Below are 23,246 nucleotides of genomic sequence, written 5' to 3' on the forward strand. Positions count from 1 at the left end.
GTGCCGCATCCTGGCGGGCCGATGGCTGACCCGGTGATGGCCGCAGAGGACACAGTCAAGCTGACCCGGGGTAGATCTACCCGTCGTCGCAGCACGGCCGGGAGCGGGTCGCTCGCACCCGCGTCGGATAGTCTCGGTGCTTGCTTGCTCGTGCGCCGGCTAGTTCTTGACGGCATACAGAGGCGTTCTGAACGTCAGTTGATAGGCGGGGTTCGGCACCCACATGATTTCGGCTGTGATGCCAAACAGTCGGTTGTCATTATCATCCATGCGGTCGAGATCGAGCCGCACGATCGGTTGTGCAAAGGGCTGAATCGACGCGAGGTTCAGAAGCTGCGCGCCTTCGAAGGATTGCAAGCCCACGCGGCCGGTAAACTTCCAATTGTTCGGCCATTGATAGTAGCCACCAACATAGGCAATCGTGTTCGGGTTGACCCTTCCCAGCGCACCATCGACGTCGGTTCGCGTGTATTGGAAACCGCTGAGGAAGCCTCTGGTCTCATCGGAATCGAGCGCATAGTCAAATTCGAGAATGTTGTTGAACGAGGTTGTACCCAGCGGACCATTGGGAATCGACTGTGTGACGGTCGATTGCAGCGTCACGGTAGGAAAGGTCCCGCCGTTCTGCTCATAAAGGTCGGCCTGGAAGCCGATGTTCCAGCTCGTGATTTGAAAGGACGAAAAGCTGGCGCTTCCGAAGTTCGTCGAACTGCCGGAGACGCCGGCATAGAGCGAGACGCTTTCGGTGACATCGACCGTTAGCGGAAAATCCATGTTGAGGGATTTCGCTGCTGGCAGGCCCGCCGGAAGTGCCGCGCCGCCCGATGCCGCAAGCGTCTGCGTATTGAACAGCGTTGAACGTCCAAAGCCGAACGCGAGCGATCCTGCCGGTACCTGTGCGTAGATCGTCCTGAGGTCGAGATAGATCGTCGGCACTGAAGCACTGGCAACGCCGTCATCATTTGCGGCAAAGGCCTTCGCAACCGGGACGACGACAAGGCTCGCGCACAATGCAGCGCTCAAGATCGATCCGGGAGCCGGGAGCCCTGTGCTTTTACGTTGCGCCGCGTTCAAGGCGAAAACCTTCCCTAGACGCGATTGCCATTGGGTCGGGCGGCAGGCCGATCGATCGTGGCTTGTCCGTTCCTCGACCTCTCCCGAAACTCCCGCGGGGTGCAGCCGGAAATCCGGCGGAAAGCCCGCGTGAAGTGGGCAGGGTCGGCATAGCCCGACGAGAATGCAACGTCGATGATCTTGATTTCGGTGCCGCCCAGAAGCTTGGCCGCATTGTTGAAGCGCGCCTGCTCGAGCAGACCCGAATATGTCAGACCAGCAAGCGAAAGCCTCCGCTGCAGACTCCTGCTGCTCACTCCCATCATCTCGGCGGCCTGCATGATCGTGAGGCCTCCTTGATCCAGGTAGGAGGGCAAGCTCAGCTTCAGTGCGCTGACGACGTCCTTTCCGAATGACTGCGGCGCGTGATCGGACAGCGTTGACCGAACGTCATTTGCGGGATTTGCAAGGCTGAGGAGTTCGACCGGCACTTCGATCCATGAGGCCTTTTGACCCGACATGAAGCGCGTGTTCGGCCAATGCGACTGGACCTCTGGGCTCGGCGTATAGATCGCTTCAAACGCAATCACTCTCGGAGACCAACTCATCCCGGCGAACTGACGGACGATGTGCAGGACGAATATGTTCTGAAGCCACTGGGATATCTCAAGATGAGAAATGCCCTCCGTTCCAATAAGCTTGCTGCAAATCTTCAAACTCTCGCCGCTTGGCTCGAGCCATAGTTGAAGGATCGTATCTTCGCACGGCGCCCACCGGCATATTTGCTGCAGGGCAACCAATAGGGTTGGCGCATGGCGCACCCGCGCCCGCATGGTTTCGCTCAAATGTTCTAACGAAAGTCGTTGGGCTGCGCGAAAGGCAATTTCCGACAGGCCCTGCTTTTGCTGAGCGGCCGTCGCGAACCGAACCGCCGGCAACAAAGGCACGTAATGATCCGCTTTTTCTTCAAAGGACGTCGGGAGTTGAAATCTGGCGAGAAGTGCCGCCGTAGGGCCGCCTATTTCAGAATGAAGCTCAGCGAATGGAATCAAAAATTGACAACGGGTCAACGGAATGACGGTCATTACTACCTGCCCAAGAAGTTTTGCCGCGATCGCAGCTTAGCAGGCCGGAACTCTCTTGGGTTGTCTTTATCGAGCAATCAGGTGCAATAACACGTTCGACGATTCCGCTTGGCGAAAGTTTTGGCGGCTGATGGCCAGATCGATGCCCTAAACTGCTTTATCTTGGAGCGTCGTTTCTTTGCAGGAGCACGGGCTTCACGCCTCAGCCCAACCGATGAGAGCTGTCCGATTGCCTTCAGTCCAGGCGGTCCGCGCAGTCATTGTCGCGTCGCTGCGACACGGTGACGCAACCCTTGATAGCACCGCTCGCGCTCTCAAGATCAGCTCGCGCACGCTACAGCGTCACCTTGGTCGCATGGGCACCAGCCACAGCGAAATGCTTGCGGAAGTTCGCTTGAACATCGCTTGTCGCTTGCTCGTGGACTCAGGCAAGCCACTGTCGGAAATCGCGAAATTCGTCGGCTACAGCAACCCTAGCAGCTTCAGCCGTACTTTCGTGCGTTTGATGAAAATTCAGCCCATCATCTACAGGCAACTTGCCGATAGGCAGAGCCGAGCGAGCCATCGCAAGAGGTCTCACGCCGCTCGGCAATGACAATTCCGATCATTGGCGCGAAATGGCAAGACGCGCGATTTGAATTGGCGCGAAATGCTTAGCGAAGCTGATTGCCGAAATTGCGCTTTCCAAAGGAATAACAAACATGATCCTTCGCTCAGCTCTGTTCGTATTTTGTGTCGCCGGATTAATTGCCGCTCCCCATAAGGTGCTTTCCCAGTCTGCACCCGAGAGCAAACCACATGTACCGCTTGAGAAGTCGATAGGTCAGGCAAAGCCGGAAGTCGTGCCATCGCTCTTCGTCCTCAACTCGCGCGGTGCGAGCTTGAAGGACGGGAAGCTTGTGCTGACGGGGGTTTCACCGAATGCGATCGTGTTCGCCGATCGGCCCGTGAGGGCGGCTGGTCACGATCTTACGTCGCGAATCGTCGAGGATTGGGGCAATGGCAGTGACAATTTCGCGAAAGATCCTCCAAACGCCACCGTGTCCGGGTTCAGGAAAGACGGATCATCGGTAGCCGACGCCGTCGTCGTCCTGAAATCGCCCAAGCTCGAAGGCGACAGGCTGACTTTCGATGTCGATATGCTCGAAGGTGACCTTGCGGGGGCTGATGGACCGGCGTCGATCTTTATCGACATCATCGGTCGTCCATTCACGCCGCTGTCTTTTGCCGGCGTTGCTCGCCGCACCGCCTGGCGAGGTGCTTACTACCGCGGCGCTGCAGTCGCGGGTGCGGCCGCCCTTGGAGCTGCGGCAGCCTATCCCTATTACGCCCCGCGGTGCGGATACTATCCGTATCCGCCTTGTTACTGAGCAACGCGACCGTCGCGTCACAGCCGCTCGGCCGACAGGGAAGGTCGGCCCAATCTAAGCCGAACACGCGAGCTCACAGGAGGGGGATCATGGGACGAACCGCCATGATTGCAGCATCGTTGATCGTCGCCAGCATTCAGTCGGCGCATGCGCAGACGGACCTGAGCGCTTATGCCAACGCCGAAGGCTATCTGGATGTTCAGAAGCTGACATGCGCGCAACTCGCCGGAACGTGGCAGGGAGACGCCGATCTTCTCACTGCCTGGTACAGCGGTTGGTACAACGGCCTCGCGCGCAAGCACTACCTCGACATCAAGAAGTCCCGTGAGGCCGAGCACGAAGTGATCCAACATTGCAAGGCTCATCCTGACCAGCTCATCATCGAAGCCATCGCAGTGGTCTTCAAGGATATGAGAGCGGCGCTCGGGATCAGGATGCAGCCCTGACCGGAGGATCGGACGCCCTTCACGGCAGGCCGACAGTCGAGGCAGCCAGACGATTCTTTGAAGACCATTCGATTTGTACACAAGGAGAGAACAATGGAGATCACTCGTCGCAATCTTGCGCTTGGCGGAATGGGTCTGCTCACCGGAGCGGCGATAGGTCGACCAGCCGTCGCCGAGGAGGGAGCTTTCCTGGGTGTCGGTCAGGGCTTGGAGGACTTCTGGCTCGCGAGCGACGCCTACATATTCGGCTATCCGTTGGTGACGATGGAGATGACGCGGAGGATCATCACCAACGTCGCGGAGCCCGTGGGCACGCGAGGGCCGATGGGCCATATCATCAAGCTGCGCCAATATCCGGACGCGTCGTTCCGGGATGTCACCGCACCCAACGCGGACACGCTCTACACCACGTCCTTCTTCGACGTCGGGAAGGAACCGTGGGTCCTCAGCATCCCGGACATGAAGGGGCGCTATTTCCTGATGCCCATGCTGGATGGCTGGACAACGGTATTCCAGGTGCCGGGGAAGCGTACCACCGGCACCGGAGCACAAACCTATGCCATCACCGGGCCCGGCTGGAAGGGCACGCTGCCGGATGGCGTGAGGGAGTACAAATCACCTACCAACCTCGTGTGGCTGCTCGGCCGCATCTATTGCACCGGAACGCCGGAGGACTATGCAGCCGTCCACAAGCTGCAGGACGAGTGCAAGCTCGTTCCGCTCAGTGCTTATGGCAAGCCGTACACGCCACCTCCGGGAAAGGTCGATCCGTCGATCGACATGAAGACGGCTGTCCGCGAACAGGTCAATCGCATGGACGCGGTGTCGTATTTCAAGCTGCTCTGCGAGCTCATGAAAACCAACCCGCCATACGCGGCGGACGCGGCCCAACTCGCCAAATTTGCCCGCATCGGCATCGTACCCGGGCGCGACTTTGACGAGACCAAGCTGAAGGCGGACTTCCTGAAGCGCGTCCCGGAGGTGTCGTTCGACAGGATCATGCTTCAGTTCAAGGTCAACAAGGCCGTCAAGGACGAGAACGGCTTTGCGTTCACGACGAAAACCGGCATCTACGGTACCGACTATCTGATGCGGGCCCTGGTGACCGCGATCGGGCTTGGCGCCAACCGCCCGCAGGATGCGGTCTACCCGACCTCGCAAAAGGATGTGGATGATCGCAAGTACAATGGTGCGAACAAGTACGTCATGCGGTTTCCCAAAGGCCACCTTCCTCCGGCCGAGGGATTCTGGTCGCTCACGATGTACGACAGCGGCTATTTCTTCGTGAACAATCCGCTCAACCGATATTCGATCAGTGCGCGGGAAAATCTGAAGGAAAATCCGGACGGATCGACCGATCTCTACATTCAGAAGGATTCGCCCGGCAAGGACAAGGAATCCAACTGGCTTCCTGCGCCCGAGGGAGATTTCATACTCATGCTGCGCATGTATTGGCCGCAGGAAACCGACCCTTCGATCATCAACGGCACCTGGACGGTTCCTGCCGCCAGGAAGGTCGGGGCTTGAGAACCTTGATTCATGCCGGCCCCGCTGGGGCCGGCATGAATCAACATGCTTCAATTTGTGGTCGCGAATCGAACGCTCGAGCGAGCCGTACAGATCGTTCTGCGATGCGCCAACGGTGGGGTGGGTGACATGCGGCTTCGTGATCCTTCGAAGAGGCGGCAACCAAACAGGCGAAGTAAGACACTCAGGGATGTCGGCATCGCCATAACAATGGTCATGGCGTCATTCTCCTCTGAAGCCGCCCGTGCCGACGAGGGCGGCGTTTCATATTGGCTTCCCGGCCGCTTCGGCAGTCTCGCTGCGACCCCGCAGGTCCCCGGCTGGTCGATGGCGGAGGTCTACTATCACACCAGCGTAAGTGCATTCGGCAATGCCGCGGCCGCCAGGGAAATCCACGTCGGCAGAATCCCTGCCGCGGCAAACGTCGACCTAAACCTGCATCTGAACGCACAGGCGGATCTCATCCTTCTCAATCCTACTTACACGTTCGCGACGCCGGTGCTGGGTGGCCAGCTTGCCATCGGCGTGACCGGACTGTTCGGGCGGTCCAGCGCAGATCTTGCGGGGACACTTACGGCGGCCGTCGGTCCGCTGGCGACAACGCGCACCGGCAGCTTCGGCGATTCAATCACATCGGTAGGTGACCTCTACCCGCAGGCGACGCTGAAGTGGAACGCCGGGGTGCACAATTTCATGACCTATGTAACGGGAGACGTTCCGGTCGGAGCATACAGTCCGAGCAGCCTCGCCAATCTCGGCATCGGTCACGCCGCCATCGATGCAGGCGGCGGCTACACCTACTTCAACCCGCAGGCGGGCCATGAATTTTCTGCAGTCGGGGGCTTCACCTACAATTTCAAGAATCAGGATACGCAGTATCAGAACGGGATCGACTTCCATCTGGATTGGGGCGCCTCCCAGTTTCTGTCAAAGCAGGTTTTCGTTGGCCTGGTTGGATATGCCTATCAGCAGGTCACCGATGATTTCGGCCAGCACCCTGTCCTGGGGGGCTTTCGGTCCCGCGTGCTGGGCGTTGGTCCGCAGATCGGCTTCCTGTTTCCCGTGGGCGACATGCAGGGCTATCTGAATCTCAAAGGGTATGGAGAATTTGCAGCAGAGAATCGCCCGGCCGGCTGGAATACCTGGTTGACGTTCTCGATCTCTCCGATGGCGCCGACCGGCACCGTGACGCCGACCCGACGGATCGTCACAAAATAGCAGTGTTGTGCGTGCCTTCAATTGTGCTGAGATCACGCCACTCGCGCCAGAGGCCGTCGATAGCGGCCGTTCGGACGCCGGCTGGGCAATCTTCGCCGTTGCCGGTTCGATACTTCGGAGTCGTGATGGCCAGGCTGCAGGGTCCAGGTTGCCAATGTCCGGCTGATTGGTTTCGGCCGCGCTAACCCGAAGGTCGAGTCGATGTTGCCGGATACGCCGTCGGTCAGTCAGCTCTCTCAGGTGATTTCTCAAGCGGCTGCGCCCGCATTTCTGCTCGGCGCATTGGCGGCTTTTATCGCTGTGCTGATTTCCCGCCTCAACCGGATCATCGACAGATCGATTTACCTGAACCAAATTTCGGATCAGGATCAGGCGAGATGCCGGCTCAAGGCAGACCTGCCGCGTCTTGCTCGGCGCGCCACCATGATCAATCGCGCTATCTTCTGGTCCATCATCGGAAGCATCTCGATCAGCGTTGTCATCGTCGTCGGCTTTGTGAGTGCGTTCCTTCACATCCAGCACGAGCGGGGCGTTGCCATTCTCTTCATTGTTGCCGTCGTGGCTTTCATCGTGTCGTTGGTGGATTTCGCGCGAGAGGTCCGAATTGCCCTGAGCGAACTTGATCACTACGGCTAGGCGCAACGCATTGATACGCTCGCGCCTTAACGCGTACGCGCGGCAAACGTCATGAGCGCTGCCACCATCAGCTCCGGCGCTTCCTGCGCAACGCAATGGCCGGCGCCGTCGAAGGTCCATCGGCTCGCATGCGGGATCAGCGCCGCGGCGCGGCCTGCCATCTCCTTATAGATCGGCCATGACTGCTCGGCGGTCGCGATGCAGACCGGGCAGGCAATGTCGGAGAACCACGGGAACGGATTGCCGCGGGCGTCGCCGGTGTAGATTTGCTCCATGGCCTGGAAGATCGGCCCGAGCAGGGCCGACTCGATTTCCGGCGTGCAATGCAGCCGCATGCGGCCGTCGTCGAGCCGGGCAAAGCCGTGATGGACATAGGCCCACAGCGACCGTTCGGTCCATGGCGCGAAGGCCGGCGCGGCGCGCAGCCGCTGGAACAGGTCGTCGGCGCTGTCGAATTCGGCCCGGCGCCGCAGCACGCCTTGCACGGATCCGCGCGCGATGTCGCTGAGGCCGCCGGCGCGCGGCGCGCGGGGGTCCATCGCGGTCGGCTCCGTGACATGCAGGCGCGCGAAGCGACCGGGCATCAGTCTGGCTGCGAGCAGCAGGTCGGTTGCGCCGGCACTGTGACCGATGCCGTAGATGTCTTGGAGGTCGAGACGCTCCGCCACCATGCGGACGTCATCGGCAAAATCCTGGAAGTGATAGCGATCGGCGGGCGGCTTGTGGCTCAGGCCATGGCCGCGGCGGTCGAGCGCGTAGACCGTGTAATCGGCCGCCAGCGTCTCTGCGACCTCGGTCCACACCTCCGCGACAAAGCCCGTGCCGTGCAGCAGCAGCGCCGGCGGCTTGTCCGAGGCCGGCTCGCCCCATTGCGCCACCGCGACCTGTGCGCCGGCATCGCCGACCAGAAAGCGCTTCGGGGCGTTCATCGTCGCTCTATCGCGCATCCTGCAGGATCATCGCCGCCGCCTTCTCGGCGATCATCGCCGTCGGCGTGTTGGTGTTGCCCGAGGTGATGGTCGGCATCACGGAGGCGTCCGCGATGCGCAGGCCGTGCAGGCCGTAGAAACGCAGCCGCTCGTCGACCACGGCCATCGGATCGTTGGCCGTTCCCATCTTCGCGGTGCCGACGGGGTGGAAGATCGTGGTGCCGATGTCGCCGGCAGCCTTGGCGAGCGAGGCATCGTCGTCGCCGACCGAGGGGCCGGGCAGGAATTCCTCGGGATGATATTTCTCCAGCGTCTTCTGCTTCATCAGTTTGCGCGTGGTGCGGATTGCGTCGGCCGCGACCTGGCGATCGTCGTCGGTCGACAGATAATTCGGCGCGATCGACGGCTTGTCGTCGGGCGCGGTCGAGCGGATCCGCACCGTGCCGCGCGAGCTCGGCTGCAGATTGCAGGCGCTTACCGTGATCGCGGGGAAGCGGTGCAGCGGATCGCCGAACTTGTCGAGCGACAGCGGCTGCACGTGGAACTGGATGTTGGCGCGCGAGCGCGTCGCGTCCGAGCGCGTGAAGATGCCGAGCTGCGACGGCGCCATGGTCAGGGGACCGCGGCGGCGGAACGCGTAGTCGAGGCCCATCAGGCCGCGGCGAACCAGATTGTAATAGGTCTCGTTCAGCGTGCGCACGCCGGATACCTTGTAGATCGCGCGCTGCTGCAGATGGTCCTGCAGATTATGGCCGATGCCCTGCACGTCGAGCACGATGTCGATGCCGAGCGGCGACAGCCATTCGGACGGACCGATGCCGGAGCGCTGCAGCACCTGCGTGGTTCCGATCGAGCCGGCGCAGAGGATCACTTCGCCCCTGGCACGGGCCTCGACCACCTCATTGCCCTGCCGGGACAGCACGCCGGCGGCGCGGCCGCTCTCGACGATCAGGCGGTCGACCAGCACGTCAGTCTCGAGCCGCAGATTGCTGCGGTTCAGCACCGGCTTGAGGAAGCCGCGCGCCGACGACCAGCGCCGGCCGCGCTTCTGGTTGACGTGGAAGTAGCTGGTGCCTTCATTGTCGCCGGTATTGAAATCCGCGATGCGCTTGATGCCCATCTCCTCGGCAGCATCGCCGACCGCGTCGAGGATCTGCCACGACAGCCGCGGCGCCTCGATGCGCCAGCCGCCGCCGACACCGTGATGCTCGCTTTCACCGAGGAAATGATCCTCCAGCCGCTTGAACGCCGGCAGCACGTCGCTGTAGCTCCAGCCGGTGAGGCCGAGCTGGCGCCAATGGTCGTAATCTGCGGCCTGGCCGCGCATCGAGATCATGGCGTTGATGGCGGAGGAGCCGCCGATCACCTTGCCGCGGGGATAGGCGAGTGCCCGGCCGTTGAGGCCGGGCTCGGCCTCGGTCTTGAACATCCAGTCCGAGCGCGGATTGCCGATCGCGAAGAGATAGCCGACCGGAATATGAAACCAGATCCAGTTGTCCTTGCCGCCGGCTTCCAGCAGCAGCACGCGCTTCTTTGGATCGGCCGACAGGCGGTTGGCCATGATGCAGCCCGCCGTGCCTGCGCCGACGATAATGTAGTCGAAATCACCCTCGAGCCTTCGCGGCATGTCCTCGTTCCCGGCAAGCGTCTTTTGTTGGGCTCTTATTAGTCAGACGCAGCGGGCCGACACAAGCCCGGCAGTGGATGCCGGGCGTGCGCTGGATGCTCAGGGACGGCTCGGTTCGGCCAGTGTGACCTCATGTCTCGCGCGGGGGACGCAGACGATCAGCGTCAGCATGCCGATGCCGAGCACGGTGCCGACCAGGGCGAGCGGTGCGTAGATGCTCCCGGTTGCGACATTCATCCAGCCGATCAGGGCAGGGCAGACCGCGCCGCCGAACGAGCCGATCGCGCTGATCAGCGCGATGCCGCCGGCCGCGGCGCTGCCCTCCAGCATCGCGTTCGGAATCGTCCAGAACAGCGACAGGATCGCGAAGATGCCGATCGAGGCGACGGCAAGCAGCGTGACGGTCAGGAGGATGCTGCCTTGCGCGGCCTGCAAGGCGATGAAGCAGGCCGCCGCGACGAGGCCGCAGCAGACCACGTGCCAGCGCCGTTCCCGTGTGCGGTCGGAGCTGTAGCCGATCGCCACCATGCCGATGGCGGACGCAACCGAAATCGCGCCGCTCAGCCAGCCGATCTCGGTGGTGGTCGCCACGCCGACGCGTTTCAGCAGCGTCGGCGTCCACAGCAGGATGGTGTTGAGCGAGCAGAAGAACGCGAAGTAGATGAAGGAGAGCAGATAGACGCGCGGCTCGCGCAGCGCCGCCGCGAAGCTCCGCGTGGTGCCGGGAACGGCGGCGCGGTCGCGGGCGAGGTCGCTTGCGATCTGCCGTCGCTCGTCGGCGCTCAGCCAGCTCGCGACCTGCGGTCCGTCGGCGAGGTAGAAATAGGCGGCGATGCCGAGCAGCACGGCCGGGCCGCCTTCGAGGATGAACAGCCACTGCCAGCCATGCAGGCCGTGGACGCCCTGCATGTGATCCATGATCAGGCCCGACAACGGACCCGCGATGACGCCGCCGAGCGGCACCGCCATCACGAACAAGCTCGTCATGCGGCCGCGCACGCGGTCCGGGAACCACAGCGTCAGATAGTACAAAATGCCCGGGAAGAACCCGCCCTCGGCGGCGCCGAGCAGGAAGCGCAGCAGATAGAGGTGATACTGGTTCTGCACCAGCGCGAGCAGCATGGTGACGACGCCCCACAGCACCATGATCCGCAGCAGCGTCTTGCGGACGCCGACCTTGACCAGCAGCAGATTGCTCGGCACTTCGAGCGCGACATAGCCGACCGAGAAGACGCCGGCGGCAAGCCCGAACACCGCGTCGTCGATCTTGAGGTCGTGCAGGAACTGCAGCTTGGCAAAGCCGATGTTGAAGCGATCGATGATCGCAACCGTGTAGCACGCCAGCAGGAACGGGATCAGGCGCCAGGCGATCCGTCCATAGAGCCGCGAATGAGCCGCATCCTGCATGAAAGTCTCCTCGAATGATTATTTGATGTTCGTTATTGCCGCGACGGCGGTAGGCTCCCTCGCCCCGTTCTTACGGGGGCGAGACGAGCGAAGCTCGCTCTTAGAGGGTTGGGGTGAGGGGCTGCCTCCACATGCACGATGACAGTTGGATTTGCGGAGACTCCCCCTCACCCGGAATGCATCTAGCGATGCATTCCGACCTCTCCCCGCAGGCGGGGCGAGGTAAGTGGAGCCCGTTGCTCCGATCGAATACGCGGCTACCCCGCCTTCGCGCTCGGCGGAAACTCCAGCATCGCTTCGCCGGCCGCGACCGTCTCGCCGCGCTGGTTCTGCACGGCGACGTCGACCAGGACCCAGCGCGATTTTGCGGTGACCTGCTTGGCCTTGATGGTGCCGGCCGGGCGGATGGTGTCGCCGGGCTTCACCGGCTTCAGCCAGCGCGTCTCGAGCCTGCGATGGATCGCGCCTGCGGGAAGCGCCCAGTCGGTCAGCATGCGCGAGATCAGGCCGAAATTGTTCATGCCGTGCATGATGATGCCGCCGAAATTGGTCTTGCCGAAATCGCCCTTCATGTAGTTGTCGTCGAGATGCAACGGGTTGTAGTCGAGCGACGCATCGCAGAACAGGCGGATCGATTCGCGCGAAACCGCGAATGCCGGGCCGTCGATGGTGTCGCCGGCCTTGAGAGATTCGAAATTCGCTGTGGTCATGGTGATCCTCCTTACATCGGACGGATGGTCTGGCCGCGACCCGAGCAGATCACGTCGCCATGCTGGTTGAAGAAGACGTTGTCGTGCACCACGAACAGCCGCTCGCGCTTGATGAATTTGTCGAGCGCGCGCGCCTGCAGGGTGATGGTGTCGCCGGGGCGGGTCGGGATGTTGTAGCTCCAGGACTGTCCGGCATTGACGGTGCCCGGCGAGCGCATCCAGTCGTCGGCCGGCGTGCAGGCGAACATCAGCAGGATATGGATCGCGGGCGGCGCGATCAGCCCGCCATAGGGCCCGGCCTTCGCGGCGGCTTCGTCCAGATAGAGCGGATTGGTCTCGCCGACCGCACGGCAGTACAGCGCGATCGCTTCCTGGGTGAGCTTGTAGGGCAGCGTTTTGCGCGGTTCGCCGGGGACGATGTCGTCCCACACCTTGCGCAGCTTCGCGTCTTTCCAGAAATCGGTTTCGAACGGGGTGGCCGCAGAACTTTCTGCTTGCGCCATCGTGCATCCTCCTGCTATTGAGTTCGCCAGGCGAACGATTCATTCGCTGTATGAATTCACGCTAGCGCGGTCGGGAGCCCCTGACAAGCGCGCAGAGCCGCGTCATGTGCAGGCAGCCATGCGGGCTGCGATGTCGTGAGCGCGATGACGGAACCAGCCAGGCGCCCGCCATGAGCAAAGAGAGTGACGGCTTCGTGCGCGCGATTGCGCGCGGCTTCTCGATCATCGAAGCACTCGGCAAGCCGCCGGGGCGGCACACGCTGGCGGAGGCCGCCGACACTGCGGGCCTCAACCGCGCCACCGCGCGGCGTATCCTCGCGACCCTGGTGGCGCTGAAATATTGCGCCTCCGACGGACGCTATTTCACCCTGCGGCCGCGCGCGCTCGGGCTCGGGCTGTCCTATCTCAACGCGCTGCCATACTGGGGTCATGCGCAGCGCGCGCTGGAAAATCTGCGCAACGAGATCGGCGAGTCCTGCGCGATGGCGGTGCTCGACGAGGACGAGATCGTCTATGCGCTAAGGCTGCCGGCGCGACGGATCCTCTCGGCCAATCTCGGCGTCGGCAGCCGGCTGCCCGCGCATCTGGTGTCGCTCGGCCGCGTCATGCTCGCGGCGCTGCCGCCTGGCACACGTGAGGCTTATCTCGCGACCAGGGGCTTCAAGCAGGTCACGCCGCGCACGGTCACCGATCCGGAGCGTCTTGGCGAGTTGCTCGCGCGGGTCGAGAGCGACGGCTATGCCTGGGTCGATGGCGAGCTCGATCCGGCGATCTGCGGCATCGCGGTGCCGTTGCGCGATCCCGCGGGCGCGGTGGTCGCCGCGCTCAGCGTCAACACGATCTCGGGGACGGTGAGCGAAGCCGGCGCGCGCAAGAAATTCCTGCTGCCGCTGCGCCGCACCGCGCAGGAGATCCGCAGCCAGATGCTGACATCAGGGTAGGGAACGGCCGTCATCGACGCCTTTTCACCCGCTCCGGACCTGGGTGGCTTTTCACGCCCGTGCCGAATGAATAGTCTTTCGCCTTGCTGGCCGGGTGAACTGCCAAGGAAAATCGCGGCCACGTCAACGTGCAGATCGATTGCTCAGCTTGCTGGAGGATTGCCGTGGCCGACCCAGTCCGCGCCCCTTTCTACCACGACGGAATGCGTGAGTTGCAGGACCGCTTCGACGGTCGTCGCGTCGCCGACGGTCTCGAGAAGCATCGCCTCCACTTCGAGTTCTGGGAACAGGACCGCAAGCTCATCGAGGAGACGCGATTCTTTTTCGTCGCGACCAGCTATCAGGACAACGTCGATTGCTCGATGCGTTCCGGCGATCCCGGCTTCGTGAAGATCACCGGGCCCGATACGCTTGAATTCCCTGAGTACGACGGCAACAACATGTACCGCACGCTCGGCAACATTCACCGCAACCCGAACGTCGGGCTACTGTTCGTGCGGCTCGACGGCAAGACGTTTCGCACGCGCATCCGGGGCAAAGCGACGATCCACGACAGCGCGGAAGCGCTGGCCCGGCATCATGGCGCGAAGGTCGTCGTGCGCGTCAAATGCGAGATCTTTCCAAATTGCCCGCGCTACGTTCCGGACCTGATGGGCGCCTCAGCGGACGTACCGGCGAATCTGTATGTGCCTCGACCCGGGTATGAGCCGCCCGCTCCGGAATGGAAAAGCCGGGACTACCTCAGGGACGTCCTCTCGAAATACGATCCGCATCGGAAACGTGACGCATAGGGGGCAGCCGGGAACCGCATCCGGACGAGCGAGCAAACTGCGTTCAGGGCAGCGGCGCCATGTAGGGAATGCTGCCGACCAGAACGAACACCTGCACCGCGTTGCACAGCATGCCGCCCCAATGCAGCTGGCGCAGCCGCCGCACGGCGGTGGGATCGCCGGCGTCTCTCGCGTCCGCCTCGGCATCGAGCCGCCGCAGAAACCATTGCCGCGCCAGCACCGCGAACCCCGCGATCAAGGCGATGCCGAGCGCAACGGCGAACCGGCCGGCCGTGGCAAAGGCGAGTGTCCCGATCACGCCCGAGACAGTGAGCACAAGGAAGTAGGCATTGAACATGCCGCGCAGCAGCCGCGTGACCGGCGGGACGTCGAGCTTCACAAGCAGGAACGCCGGCGCCGCCAGCAGAAAATATCCCATCGGCACCAGCAGGATGATGGTGGAAAACAACACCGCCTGATCCGGCGTCATGCAGCCGCTCCCTGTTGGAAGGCGAGAGGATTTCGGTGCGGAAAACCTGGGGTAGTATCCGCGCCGGATATTTCCCGCACTATTAGGCTTTGGTCGGATGCGATGATATCAGGCCCGAGGTCTGCGCAAAGTCCAGCGAGGGACGGCCCGCATCCCGATTGCGAATGCAGGCCCCAGCCGCGAGCATGCCACATCTGTTTGGGTGGACCGGCTCTTGCATGCTAGAGATGACTTACGTCCAACCTCTGAGGCCAGAACTCCCATGCCCATCGTCAACCGCGTCGCCGATCTGCAACCCGATATCCAGGCCTGGCGCCGCGACATCCATGAAAACCCCGAACTGCTCTACGATGTGCACCGCACTGCATCATTCGTCGCCGACCGTCTCAGGGAGTTCGGCTGCGACGAGGTCGCGACCGGGCTCGGCAAGACCGGCGTGGTCGGGGTCATCAAGGGCAAGAAGGGGCCGGCCAAGGGCGACGTCAAGGTGATCGGCCTGCGCGCCGACATGGATGCGCTGCCGATTCACGAGCAGACCAATTTGCCTTACGCCTCGAAGACGCCGGGGAAGATGCACGCCTGCGGCCATGACGGCCACACCGCGATGCTGCTCGGTGCCGCGCGCTATCTCGCCGAGACGCGCAATTTCGCCGGCGACGCGGTCGTGATCTTCCAGCCGGCCGAGGAGGGCGGCGCGGGCGCCGCCGCGATGATCAAGGACGGCCTGATGGACCGCTTCGGCATCGAGCAGGTCTACGGCATGCACAACGGTCCGGGAATTCCGATCGGCTCGTTCGCGATCCGCACCGGCCCGATCATGGCCGCGACCGATGCGATCGACATCAAGATCGAAGGGCTCGGCGGCCATGCCGCGCGGCCGCACAAGTGCATCGATTCCGTGCTGGTCGGCGCGCAGCTCGTCACCGCCTTGCAGCAGATCGTCGCGCGCACCGTCGATCCGCTCGACTCCGCCGTGATCTCGATGTGCGAATTCCACGCCGGCAACGCCCGCAACGTGATCCCGCAGACCGCGGAGCTGCGCGGCACCGTGCGCACGCTGACCCGCGAGGTGCGCGATCTCATCGAGAAGCGCGTGCGCGAGGTGGTGGATGGCGTTGCGAAGATGACCGGCGCCAAGATCGATCTGACCTATGAGCGCGGCTACCCGGTCACCGTCAACCATGAGGCGCAGACCGAATTCGCGAGCCGCATCGCGCGCGAGGTCGCGGGCGCATCCAACGTGCACGAAATGCCGCCGCTGATGGGCGCCGAGGATTTCTCCTATATGCTGGAGGCGCGGCCCGGTGCCTTCATCTTCTGCGGCAACGGCGACAGCGCCGGCCTGCATCACCCTGCCTACAATTTCAACGACGAGGCGATCGTCTTCGGCACGTCGTATTTCGTGAAGATCGTCGAGAACGCGCTGGCGGCGTGAGGCTCACGCGTCCCATCGCACCGGCAGCGTCACCGGTCCGCGGAACACCCAGCCGCGCACCACCGGCGGCGCCTCCGCGCGGAGGCGCAGATTGCGCAAGCGCGCGAACAGCATCGGCGCCACGATCTTGCCGACGGTGAGCCGTGACACCCAGGTGCCGGCGCAGAAATGCGGTCCGGCGCCGAATGCCAGATGCGATTGCTTGGGCCGCGTCACGTCGAAGCGGTCGGGCTCGGCGAAGCGGCTGCCGTCGCGGTTCGCGGCGCCGACGCAAAGGCCGATCTGAAGGTCTTGCGGCAGCGTGATGCCGGAAAGATCGACGTCGCGGGTGACGCGGCGCGGATACATGCCGATCGGCGAGATCCAGCGCACCGCTTCCTCGAGCGCGGCCGGCCACAGTTCGGGCTTCGCCAGCACGCTGTTCTTCTGCGCCGGGTTTTCCAGGAGGCCGAGCACGAGCGTCAGGATCGCGTCGCGCGGCTCGTTCAGGCCGCCGCCGATGATCACCTTGATGTTGGCGCGGATGCCCTCGATCGGCATCGGCGGATCGGCATTGATCATCGAGGACAGGATCGAAGGATTCGGCTGGCTGCGGTGATCGTCGAGCACCGCGTCGATCGCGGCATCGACATCGGCGCTCGCCTGCATCGCCTTGCGCTCGATCTCGGCGTCGGCGGCGTAATTGCCCGCGCCGTCGATCAGCGCCTGCGACCACTCGGCGAGGGTCTGCCACGGCATCTTGCGAAAGCCGATCATCGCCATCAGGCTGAGCGAGGCCATCGGCGCGGCAAGGGCGGAGAACAGATCGGCCTCTTCAGTCGCCAACAAATCATCGATCAGCTTTTCTGCGATCGCGGTGAATTGCGGCGCCCAATGCTCCTTGATCGTCGCCGGGCGGAACGAGGGCTCGATCGCCTTGCGGCCGATCGCGTGCTCGGCGCCGTCCTTGCGCATGAAGGTCGGCCCCATCACCTTGTTGACCAGCGAGGTCGGATTGTCGGCGGAGTAGGTCGCGGGATCGCGCTCGATCCGCGTGATGTCGTCGAAGCGTGTAACCAGCGTCAGCTTCGCGGGCTCGACGAAGACCGCCGGCGCGATCTCACGGAGACGGCGGAAGATCGGATAGGGGTCGTCGAGCAGATCCTGATATGCGATGTCGGTGACGACTGGTACGCCGCTGGCCATAGGTCCTCCCGGAGGCTTTTTTGAGAAGGCTAGCGCCGGACACACAATCGCTCAATTCGATTGGATCGATCTGGCTCATCGAAATATTCCATGACCTTATGCTAGGCTGGCCGCCAGTATTGCAGGGAGGTGCAGCGTGGCGGCCAATTCCTCGATCGATCCGATCGACATCGGGACTCTGCGGACCCTCGTGCTGGTCTATGACCTGCAGTCGTTCTCCGCCGCCGCCAAGCGGCTCGACGTCAACCAGTCGACCATCAGCTATGCGGTCGAGCGGCTGCGCGGCGCGCTGCATGACCCGCTGTTCGTTCGCAGCGGCAATGGCGTGACGGCGACCGAACGCTGCGCTGCGCTGGTCGCCTGGGCGCGAGACATGATCGGCGAGATCGACGGGCTTGCCTCACCGGCGGAATTCGATCCGGCGACGGCGCAGGGCAGCGTCACGATCTCCTGCAACTATCACGAACGCCAGACCCTGATCCCGCAGTTCAGCACGCGGCTGCGTGCCGGCGCGCCGCGGGTCCGTCTCGTCCTGCTCGATGCCGCGGGCCACGGCGACGTCCATCTCAAGCAGAACCAGTGCGACATCGTGCTCGGTCCGGTCGGGATCGTCGGCGAGAGCTTCTTTCGGCGCCATACCCTCACCGACCACTATGTCTGCCTGATGGATCCGGCCAATCCGCTCGCGCGCGGCCGGATCGCGCTATCGGCCTATGCCAGGGCCGAGCATGTCTTCATCACCCACAGCGGTGAGTGGCAGCCGCTTTATCTCGCGGCGCTGAGGGCGAGGAAGATCGAGATCGAGGCGGTGGTCAGCCTTCCCAACCACGACAGTCTGGAGCGCATCATCACAGGCACCAGGCTCGTCGCGACCATCCCGTATCATCTGGCGCGGGCGATGCGCGGCGGCCTCCATGTCGCTGCGCTGCCGTTCCGCGTGCCGATCTCGATCGACATGTACTGGGGCGGCAGGACGGCCAAATCCGGCCTGCACAAATGGGCGCGCGGCCTGCTGGCCGAGGTTGCGAAGGCCTGCGCCGCCTGAGCGAGGAGTCGGGCTGCAGGTCCAAAGCAAAAGGCCCGCACCGGAGTGCGGGCCTTTTGTCCGGCGCGTTGCTGCGCCGAAAGCGTGTGGCGTCAGAACAGGTGGTAGAACACGTAGTAGAGAACGCCCGAGATGATCATCGCGGCCGGCAGCGTCAGCACCCAGGCCATCGCGATGTTGCGGATCGTGGCCCATTGCAGGCCGGAGCCGTTGGCGGCCATGGTGCCGGCGATGCCTGACGACAGCACGTGCGTGGTCGAGACCGGCAGGCCGTAGCCGTCGGCCGCCGCGATCGTCGCGGCCGCCGTGATCTCGGCGCAGGCGCCCTGCGCGTAGGTCAGGTGGGTCTTGCCGATCTTCTCGCCGACGGTGACGACGATACGCTTCCAGCCGACCATGGTGCCGAGACCGAGCGCGATGGCGACGGCGAACTTCACCCAGCTCGGGATGAACTTCGTCGCGGCATCGAGCGAGCCCTTGTACTCGTTCAGCGTGGCGATGTCGGCAGCGGTCAGCTCGGCTTCCTTGTCCTTCATCAGGAAACGGATCGCCTCGGACGCCAGGTACATGTCGTTACGGGTGTTGCCGACCGCGTCAGCCGGGAACTTGGCCAGCGATCCATACTGGGCAACCTGCTGGCCGATGTCGCGCACCAGCACCGCAAGCGACGGAAAGGTGCCTTCGTTGATCTGGTGCTGCGCGACATAGTTGGTCACGGCCGGGCGCGGATTGCCGATCACGTTGTAACCGGCGGCCTTGCCTTCGATGACCTTGCTGGCCGCGGTCGAGTGCGCCGTGAACAGCTCGATCTGGCTCGAGGGCATTGCGCGGTTCAGCGCATAGGCGGTCGGCACGGTGCCGATCAGGATCAGCATGATCAGGCCCATGCCCTTCTGACCGTCGTTGGAGCCGTGGAAGAAGCTGACCAGCGTGCAGGTCAGGATCAGGATGCCGCGGATCCACCACGGCGGCGGCTGGTCGCCGACCGGTTCGCCGAACAGCGCCGGCGTCGCGCGCTGCAGCGCGATCTTGAGGAGGTAGAGCAGGCCGGCGGCGAGCGCGAAGCCGAACAGCGGCGACAGCAGCAGCGCCTTCGCGATGTTGGTCGCCTGCGACCAGTCGACGCCCGAGGTGCCGTCACGGCCGCGCAGCAGCGCGTTGGTGATGCCGACGCCCATGATCGAACCGATCAGGGTGTGCGAGCTCGAGGCCGGCAGGCCGAGCCACCAGGTGCCGAGATTCCAGATGATGGCGGCGATCAAGAGCGCGAACACCATGGCAAAGCCGGCACTGCTGCCGACCTGCAGGATCAGCTCGACCGGAAGCAGCGAGACGATGCCGAACGCGACGGCGCCGCTGGAGAGCAGCACGCCGATCAGGTTGAACATGCCCGACCACACCACGGCGACATGCGCCGGCAGCGAGCGGGTGTAGATCACGGTGGCGACCGCGTTCGCGGTGTCATGGAAGCCGTTGACGAATTCGAAGCCGAGCGCGATCAGCAGCGCGACGAACAGCAGGATATACGGCAGGAACGAAGTGATGCGCGTGCCGGTGGCGTCGACATCGGCATAGATGCTGTAGGCAACGAACAGCAGCGCGGCCGCGACCACGCCCAAATAGATAACCCCGGTGAGAGGATGAAAGCCCTTGTCGAGGTCCGGACCCCTCTTTAGGGCGGGCTCGATCGAGCCGGGTAACGCCATATCGCTCATGGTAAACTCCTGTCCCAATGCTCCCGATTTTGATCGATGCATATGACAAGCAATTGAAATCCGGCCCCGCGAGATGAGCCGGTTTACGGTGACGGTGGACACCGAGCCGAATTTTTGTGCAACGCATTGAGCGCGCACGTGGCTTCGCGGCCTCGTGGCAAACTCCAGCAACAAGGGGGCGCCGATCGCGACAGAAAGCTGCGGCCTGCGTTTCGCAGGACGAGACAATGTGCGGATGACATCACACCGGCATCCGGCGGGGCCGGCAGGCCTTGCGGCCGGAGAATTCGGCGGGCGCCTGCGAGTGGGAGGATCGCGAATGAGGGAGGAGGATTGCGAGATGAGGTGGCGCGCCGCACGATCGGGGCTAGCAAACCGCGCAGCGCGCCCGCCTCAGGGTACGTCATGGCGTGAACATGACGCCCGATACCTGCGGAACATGCTACCCTACCACGGATCAATTAAAGGTTGTAGGTATTTGTCTGCGTTTAGAACAATTTCTCGTTGCGATGTGGTTCCTCCGGTTCCGCTGGTTTTACGGAACTCAAGCTGCATCGGCTGATCTGCGCAACTGATGTGCGGCGATTTTCAGGTCGTCGATAAAGCGCTGATATTCCAGCGCCTTGGCTTTTTCATCCGGCAGCCGCAACAGATAGGATGGGTGCACGGTGACGAGCACCTTGGTTCCGTCGTGGTCGATCAGATGGCCGCGGTTCTTGTTGATCGGCGTGATTTTGCCGAGCACGCTCTGCGCCGCGGTGGCGCCGAGCGCCATCACGAGGTCCGGCTTGATGGTGGCGAGCTCGCGCTCATACCACTGGCGGCAGGCGCGGATCTCCGGTGTGTTCGGCTTCTGGTGCAGCCGGATCTTGCCGCGCGGCACGAATTTGAAGTGCTTCACTGCGTTAGTGACATAGACCTTGCGACGATCGATGCCCGCTTCCTGCAGCGCGCGATCGAGCATCTGGCCGGCCGGTCCGACGAAGGGGTGGCCTGCGAGATCTTCCTTGTCGCCGGGCTGCTCGCCGACCAGCATCAGCGTTGCGCTCTGCGGTCCCTCGCCGAACACGGTCTGCGTTGCGTCTTTCCACAGCGGGCAGGCGCGGCAATCGGCGGCCTCCTCGCGCAAGGCCGCGATCGTGTCGTGAGCTTGCCTGTCTTGAACCTGCTTGCCTTGAACTTGCTTGCGGGGCATCGGCGTATCCTGCCGCTTCTGCGGCTCGGCCGCCTTGCGTGCGATGAAGGGGCCGCTGGTCATGCGCATTGCGTCTTCGATCAGAGGCTTAATGATCGAGTCCTCGGGCAGGTTCCTCCAATAGGCTTGCGGCATCTCCATCGCTTTCAGCCGTGCGGGATTGAAGCGGCCGTTGTCGTGACGCCGCCAGGCCTCCTCAAGCCGGTCCTCGGTCGGCACTTCGGATTTGGCGACGCCCGGCGTGATCGAGATCGCGTGCCCGTCCCAATGTGCGCAGACGTCGGGGGTCAGGATCGACCACGGCATGTCGGCGAAGCGGCCGGCGAAGAACGGCGCGGCAAGCTCGACGATGCGATGCTCCGGCTCGAACCAGGCGACGTAATGCGCCGTCCGCTCGCGGCCGATCTCGCGGAAGCGCAGATGCGCATGCATCCTGTCGATATCGACATAGACCGCGCGCGCCATCGCGTGAACCTCGGCGACATCGGGATCATCGGTCGCGCCGAGCAGATCGTGACGGCTGCGCAGCCGCCACAGCAGGCGATAGAGCAGGGCAAAGCGTTCGTCACTGCGATGCAGGATCGCGGCCTTTGCGAGCTCGACGAATTTGGCCGACACGTTGAACCGCGCCTGCGGCGTATCCGGCAATTCATTCACGCAGGATGGTGACGACAATTCGTCGTTGCGGCGTACGGTCCACGTGACCTCTGCAGGCTTCACATCGTTCAGCGCCAATCGCCGCGCGGCCTTGCGCCAGCCCTCGAAATCGGTGTCGTTGTCGAGCACGATGATGCGCATGCGGTTGCTCCGTTTCCGTCACGCCGCCATTTTCGGGGCCTGCGTGCCTGACTTGCGGAAGAGCAGGGCCCGTGCGGTTCGGCGGCTGCTGAATCCCATTGATTCCACTCATGAATCGATGAGCTCACCAATCCGATTGACTCTGCGGGCCCTGTTAGCTTTATATTAGAACATACCATGAACAATTGAGCCAGTCCCTGGTTCTCTGTTCAGGCAGTGACGACCTCAAATTTTCAAGTTGAAGGAGCGGCGCAATGAATGGCGCACGCATGGGTACGCTTGCGTCTCTGCGCGGCAGCATCGCGCGCATCGAGGCGCCATCGGATGCGGCGATGCCGAACCGCATCGCGCTCGGCCATGCCGGCGCCGATGCGATGCTGCGCGGCGGGCTTGCGGCGGCAGCATTGCACGAGGTGTTCGCGGCCGGCCATCAGGGCGGCGCGGCGACCGGCTTCATCGCGGGGCTCGCCGGACGGCTGTCGGCACGCAAGCCGCTGGTCTGGGTGCGGCAGGATTTTTCCGATCGCGAAAACGGCGCGCTGTCGATGCGCGGGCTTGCCGAACTCGGCCTCGATCCGCGCCTCTTGGTCACGGTGCGTGCCGCCGATGTCGACAGCGGCCTGCGCACCGCGGCCGACGCGCTCGCCTGCGATGCGCTCGGTGCGGTCGTGCTCGAGGTGTGGGGCCAGGCGCGCCAGTTCGATCTCGTCGCCAGCCGCAAATTGACCCTGGCCGCGCAAGCCTCCGGCGTCACCGCGCTGGTGCTGCGGATCGCGGCAACTCCGATCCCCTCGACCGCGGAGACGCGCTGGATCGTGCGCGCGGCGCATTCGCCGCCGGGCAATGCCGCGAGCGTGTGGGGCACGCCGCGCTTCGAGGCCGAACTCGTGCGCAATCGTCATGGCCCGGTCGGGCGATGGATCATGGAATGGAAATGTGATGAGTGCCAATTCAGTGAACCGTCGGCGTATTCTCAGCCTGTGGCTGCCACGCCTGCCCATCGACCGCATCAAGCGCAAGCTCGCGCAGGACATCGCCTCGCAAGCTGATGCACATGCCGTTGTGCCAACCGACACACGGGCGGTGGTAGGGCTCCCTCTCCCGCTTGCGGGGGAGGGAGCCCTACCACCGCCCGTGTGTCGGTTGGCACAACGGCATGTG

22 protein-coding genes are annotated in these 23,246 nt (G+C 63.4%); 11 read left to right on the forward strand and 11 right to left on the reverse strand.

All coding sequences use genetic code 11. From position 1 onward, the window contains the following. Nucleotides 1-159 precede the first annotated feature (159 nt). Nucleotides 160-1,026, reverse strand: coding sequence for a hypothetical protein (locus IF803_RS17785; protein ID WP_028338674.1), 867 nt, complete (start codon nucleotides 1,024-1,026; stop codon nucleotides 160-162). Nucleotides 1,027-1,088: 62 nt separating this feature from the next. Further along, nucleotides 1,089-2,138, reverse strand: a complete 1,050-nt coding sequence (locus IF803_RS17790) for an AraC family transcriptional regulator (protein WP_461192951.1) — start codon at nucleotides 2,136-2,138, stop codon at nucleotides 1,089-1,091. Nucleotides 2,139-2,352: 214 nt separating this feature from the next. On the opposite strand from IF803_RS17790, the gene IF803_RS17795 reads away from it, so the two are divergent. The 6 genes from IF803_RS17795 to IF803_RS17820 all read left to right on the forward strand — a co-directional run bounded on the left by IF803_RS17795 (nucleotide 2,353) and on the right by IF803_RS17820 (nucleotide 7,335). After that, nucleotides 2,353-2,733 carry a helix-turn-helix transcriptional regulator gene (locus IF803_RS17795; RefSeq protein WP_461192952.1) on the forward strand — a complete coding sequence of 127 codons (381 nt, stop codon included), beginning with the start codon at nucleotides 2,353-2,355 and terminating at the stop codon, nucleotides 2,731-2,733. Nucleotides 2,734-2,839: 106 nt separating this feature from the next. After that, a complete protein-coding gene (locus IF803_RS17800; protein ID WP_245288624.1) occupies nucleotides 2,840-3,508 on the forward strand; it encodes a hypothetical protein in 669 nt (222 codons plus the stop codon). 104 nt (nucleotides 3,509-3,612) lie between these two features. Further along, nucleotides 3,613-3,954 (forward strand): HdeA/HdeB family chaperone, encoded by a 342-nt coding sequence (locus tag IF803_RS17805; RefSeq protein WP_028338671.1) that lies wholly within the window; start codon nucleotides 3,613-3,615, stop codon nucleotides 3,952-3,954. Between the two features lie 93 nt (nucleotides 3,955-4,047). Next, nucleotides 4,048-5,481, forward strand: coding sequence for a DUF1254 domain-containing protein (locus IF803_RS17810; RefSeq protein ID WP_028338670.1), 1,434 nt, complete (start codon nucleotides 4,048-4,050; stop codon nucleotides 5,479-5,481). A 216-nt stretch (nucleotides 5,482-5,697) separates the two neighbouring features. Then, nucleotides 5,698-6,699, forward strand: a complete 1,002-nt coding sequence (locus tag IF803_RS17815) for a SphA family protein (RefSeq protein ID WP_461192953.1) — start codon at nucleotides 5,698-5,700, stop codon at nucleotides 6,697-6,699. A 201-nt stretch (nucleotides 6,700-6,900) separates the two neighbouring features. Continuing rightward, nucleotides 6,901-7,335 (forward strand): DUF2721 domain-containing protein, encoded by a 435-nt coding sequence (locus IF803_RS17820; protein WP_461192954.1) that lies wholly within the window; start codon nucleotides 6,901-6,903, stop codon nucleotides 7,333-7,335. A 26-nt stretch (nucleotides 7,336-7,361) separates the two neighbouring features. On the opposite strand, the gene IF803_RS17825 is transcribed toward IF803_RS17820, so the two are convergent. From IF803_RS17825 to IF803_RS17845, 5 genes are all read right to left on the reverse strand, one after another. Next, a complete protein-coding gene (locus tag IF803_RS17825) occupies nucleotides 7,362-8,264 on the reverse strand; it encodes an alpha/beta fold hydrolase (protein WP_461192955.1) in 903 nt (300 codons plus the stop codon). A 7-nt stretch (nucleotides 8,265-8,271) separates the two neighbouring features. After that, nucleotides 8,272-9,891, reverse strand: a complete 1,620-nt coding sequence (locus IF803_RS17830; RefSeq protein WP_461192956.1) for a GMC family oxidoreductase — start codon at nucleotides 9,889-9,891, stop codon at nucleotides 8,272-8,274. Nucleotides 9,892-9,990: 99 nt separating this feature from the next. Beyond that, nucleotides 9,991-11,298: an MFS transporter gene (locus tag IF803_RS17835; RefSeq protein WP_461192957.1), complete on the reverse strand. Its 1,308-nt coding sequence runs from the start codon at nucleotides 11,296-11,298 to the stop codon at nucleotides 9,991-9,993. A gap of 257 nt (nucleotides 11,299-11,555) precedes the next feature. Continuing rightward, complete coding sequence (locus IF803_RS17840) at nucleotides 11,556-12,008, reverse strand: MaoC family dehydratase (protein ID WP_461192958.1); 453 nt, start codon at nucleotides 12,006-12,008, stop codon at nucleotides 11,556-11,558. Between the two features lie 11 nt (nucleotides 12,009-12,019). Next, nucleotides 12,020-12,511, reverse strand: coding sequence for a MaoC family dehydratase (locus IF803_RS17845; RefSeq protein WP_461192959.1), 492 nt, complete (start codon nucleotides 12,509-12,511; stop codon nucleotides 12,020-12,022). A 170-nt stretch (nucleotides 12,512-12,681) separates the two neighbouring features. Here IF803_RS17845 and IF803_RS17850 point away from each other — a divergent pair, with 170 nt between their 5' ends. Together IF803_RS17850 and IF803_RS17855 are read left to right on the forward strand one after the other, a co-directional pair. Continuing rightward, entirely contained in the window at nucleotides 12,682-13,452 is a 771-nt protein-coding gene (locus IF803_RS17850) for an IclR family transcriptional regulator domain-containing protein (protein ID WP_461192960.1), read from the forward strand. A gap of 164 nt (nucleotides 13,453-13,616) precedes the next feature. Next, on the forward strand, nucleotides 13,617-14,243 hold the full coding sequence (locus IF803_RS17855; RefSeq protein WP_461192961.1) for a pyridoxamine 5'-phosphate oxidase family protein: 627 nt from the start codon (nucleotides 13,617-13,619) through the stop codon (nucleotides 14,241-14,243). Nucleotides 14,244-14,286: 43 nt separating this feature from the next. Here the strand turns inward: IF803_RS17855 and IF803_RS17860 are convergent, their stop codons facing one another. Then, entirely contained in the window at nucleotides 14,287-14,712 is a 426-nt protein-coding gene (locus IF803_RS17860) for a hypothetical protein (RefSeq protein WP_411784581.1), read from the reverse strand. A gap of 262 nt (nucleotides 14,713-14,974) precedes the next feature. Here IF803_RS17860 and IF803_RS17865 point away from each other — a divergent pair, with 262 nt between their 5' ends. Beyond that, a complete protein-coding gene (locus IF803_RS17865; protein ID WP_028331680.1) occupies nucleotides 14,975-16,147 on the forward strand; it encodes a M20 aminoacylase family protein in 1,173 nt (390 codons plus the stop codon). Between the two features lie 3 nt (nucleotides 16,148-16,150). Here the strand turns inward: IF803_RS17865 and IF803_RS17870 are convergent, their stop codons facing one another. Continuing rightward, nucleotides 16,151-17,332, reverse strand: coding sequence for a cytochrome P450 (locus IF803_RS17870; protein ID WP_461192962.1), 1,182 nt, complete (start codon nucleotides 17,330-17,332; stop codon nucleotides 16,151-16,153). Between the two features lie 136 nt (nucleotides 17,333-17,468). Here IF803_RS17870 and IF803_RS17875 point away from each other — a divergent pair, with 136 nt between their 5' ends. After that, nucleotides 17,469-18,377, forward strand: a complete 909-nt coding sequence (locus tag IF803_RS17875; protein WP_461192963.1) for a LysR family transcriptional regulator — start codon at nucleotides 17,469-17,471, stop codon at nucleotides 18,375-18,377. A 92-nt stretch (nucleotides 18,378-18,469) separates the two neighbouring features. Here the strand turns inward: IF803_RS17875 and IF803_RS17880 are convergent, their stop codons facing one another. Together IF803_RS17880 and IF803_RS17885 are read right to left on the reverse strand one after the other, a co-directional pair. Beyond that, on the reverse strand, nucleotides 18,470-20,092 hold the full coding sequence (locus IF803_RS17880; protein ID WP_461192964.1) for an inorganic phosphate transporter: 1,623 nt from the start codon (nucleotides 20,090-20,092) through the stop codon (nucleotides 18,470-18,472). Between the two features lie 544 nt (nucleotides 20,093-20,636). After that, nucleotides 20,637-22,085, reverse strand: coding sequence for a UdgX family uracil-DNA binding protein (locus IF803_RS17885; protein ID WP_461192965.1), 1,449 nt, complete (start codon nucleotides 22,083-22,085; stop codon nucleotides 20,637-20,639). Between the two features lie 254 nt (nucleotides 22,086-22,339). On the opposite strand from IF803_RS17885, the gene IF803_RS17890 reads away from it, so the two are divergent. Next, nucleotides 22,340-23,134 (forward strand): ImuA family protein, encoded by a 795-nt coding sequence (locus IF803_RS17890; RefSeq protein WP_411784575.1) that lies wholly within the window; start codon nucleotides 22,340-22,342, stop codon nucleotides 23,132-23,134. The last annotated feature ends 112 nt before the right edge of the window (nucleotides 23,135-23,246 follow it).

Source organism: Bradyrhizobium sp. UFLA06-06, assembly GCF_054820065.1.

Coding starts and splice junctions, on each gene's coding strand:
- IF803_RS17790 (WP_461192951.1), bottom strand. CDS start 2,138: ATGACCGTCATTCCGTTGACCCGTTGTCAATTTTTGATTCCATTCGCT.
- IF803_RS17840 (WP_461192958.1), bottom strand. CDS start 12,008: ATGACCACAGCGAATTTCGAATCTCTCAAGGCCGGCGACACCATCGAC.
- IF803_RS17865 (WP_028331680.1), top strand. CDS start 14,975: ATGCCCATCGTCAACCGCGTCGCCGATCTGCAACCCGATATCCAGGCC.
- IF803_RS17860 (WP_411784581.1), bottom strand. CDS start 14,712: ATGACGCCGGATCAGGCGGTGTTGTTTTCCACCATCATCCTGCTGGTG.
- IF803_RS17820 (WP_461192954.1), top strand. CDS start 6,901: ATGTTGCCGGATACGCCGTCGGTCAGTCAGCTCTCTCAGGTGATTTCT.
- IF803_RS17825 (WP_461192955.1), bottom strand. CDS start 8,264: ATGAACGCCCCGAAGCGCTTTCTGGTCGGCGATGCCGGCGCACAGGTC.
- IF803_RS17880 (WP_461192964.1), bottom strand. CDS start 20,092: ATGAGCGATATGGCGTTACCCGGCTCGATCGAGCCCGCCCTAAAGAGG.
- IF803_RS17830 (WP_461192956.1), bottom strand. CDS start 9,891: ATGCCGCGAAGGCTCGAGGGTGATTTCGACTACATTATCGTCGGCGCA.
- IF803_RS17890 (WP_411784575.1), top strand. CDS start 22,340: ATGAATGGCGCACGCATGGGTACGCTTGCGTCTCTGCGCGGCAGCATC.
- IF803_RS17850 (WP_461192960.1), top strand. CDS start 12,682: ATGAGCAAAGAGAGTGACGGCTTCGTGCGCGCGATTGCGCGCGGCTTC.
- IF803_RS17870 (WP_461192962.1), bottom strand. CDS start 17,332: ATGGCCAGCGGCGTACCAGTCGTCACCGACATCGCATATCAGGATCTG.
- IF803_RS17885 (WP_461192965.1), bottom strand. CDS start 22,085: ATGCGCATCATCGTGCTCGACAACGACACCGATTTCGAGGGCTGGCGC.
- IF803_RS17805 (WP_028338671.1), top strand. CDS start 3,613: ATGATTGCAGCATCGTTGATCGTCGCCAGCATTCAGTCGGCGCATGCG.
- IF803_RS17815 (WP_461192953.1), top strand. CDS start 5,698: ATGGCGTCATTCTCCTCTGAAGCCGCCCGTGCCGACGAGGGCGGCGTT.
- IF803_RS17835 (WP_461192957.1), bottom strand. CDS start 11,298: ATGCAGGATGCGGCTCATTCGCGGCTCTATGGACGGATCGCCTGGCGC.
- IF803_RS17845 (WP_461192959.1), bottom strand. CDS start 12,511: ATGGCGCAAGCAGAAAGTTCTGCGGCCACCCCGTTCGAAACCGATTTC.
- IF803_RS17810 (WP_028338670.1), top strand. CDS start 4,048: ATGGAGATCACTCGTCGCAATCTTGCGCTTGGCGGAATGGGTCTGCTC.
- IF803_RS17800 (WP_245288624.1), top strand. CDS start 2,840: ATGATCCTTCGCTCAGCTCTGTTCGTATTTTGTGTCGCCGGATTAATT.
- IF803_RS17795 (WP_461192952.1), top strand. CDS start 2,353: ATGAGAGCTGTCCGATTGCCTTCAGTCCAGGCGGTCCGCGCAGTCATT.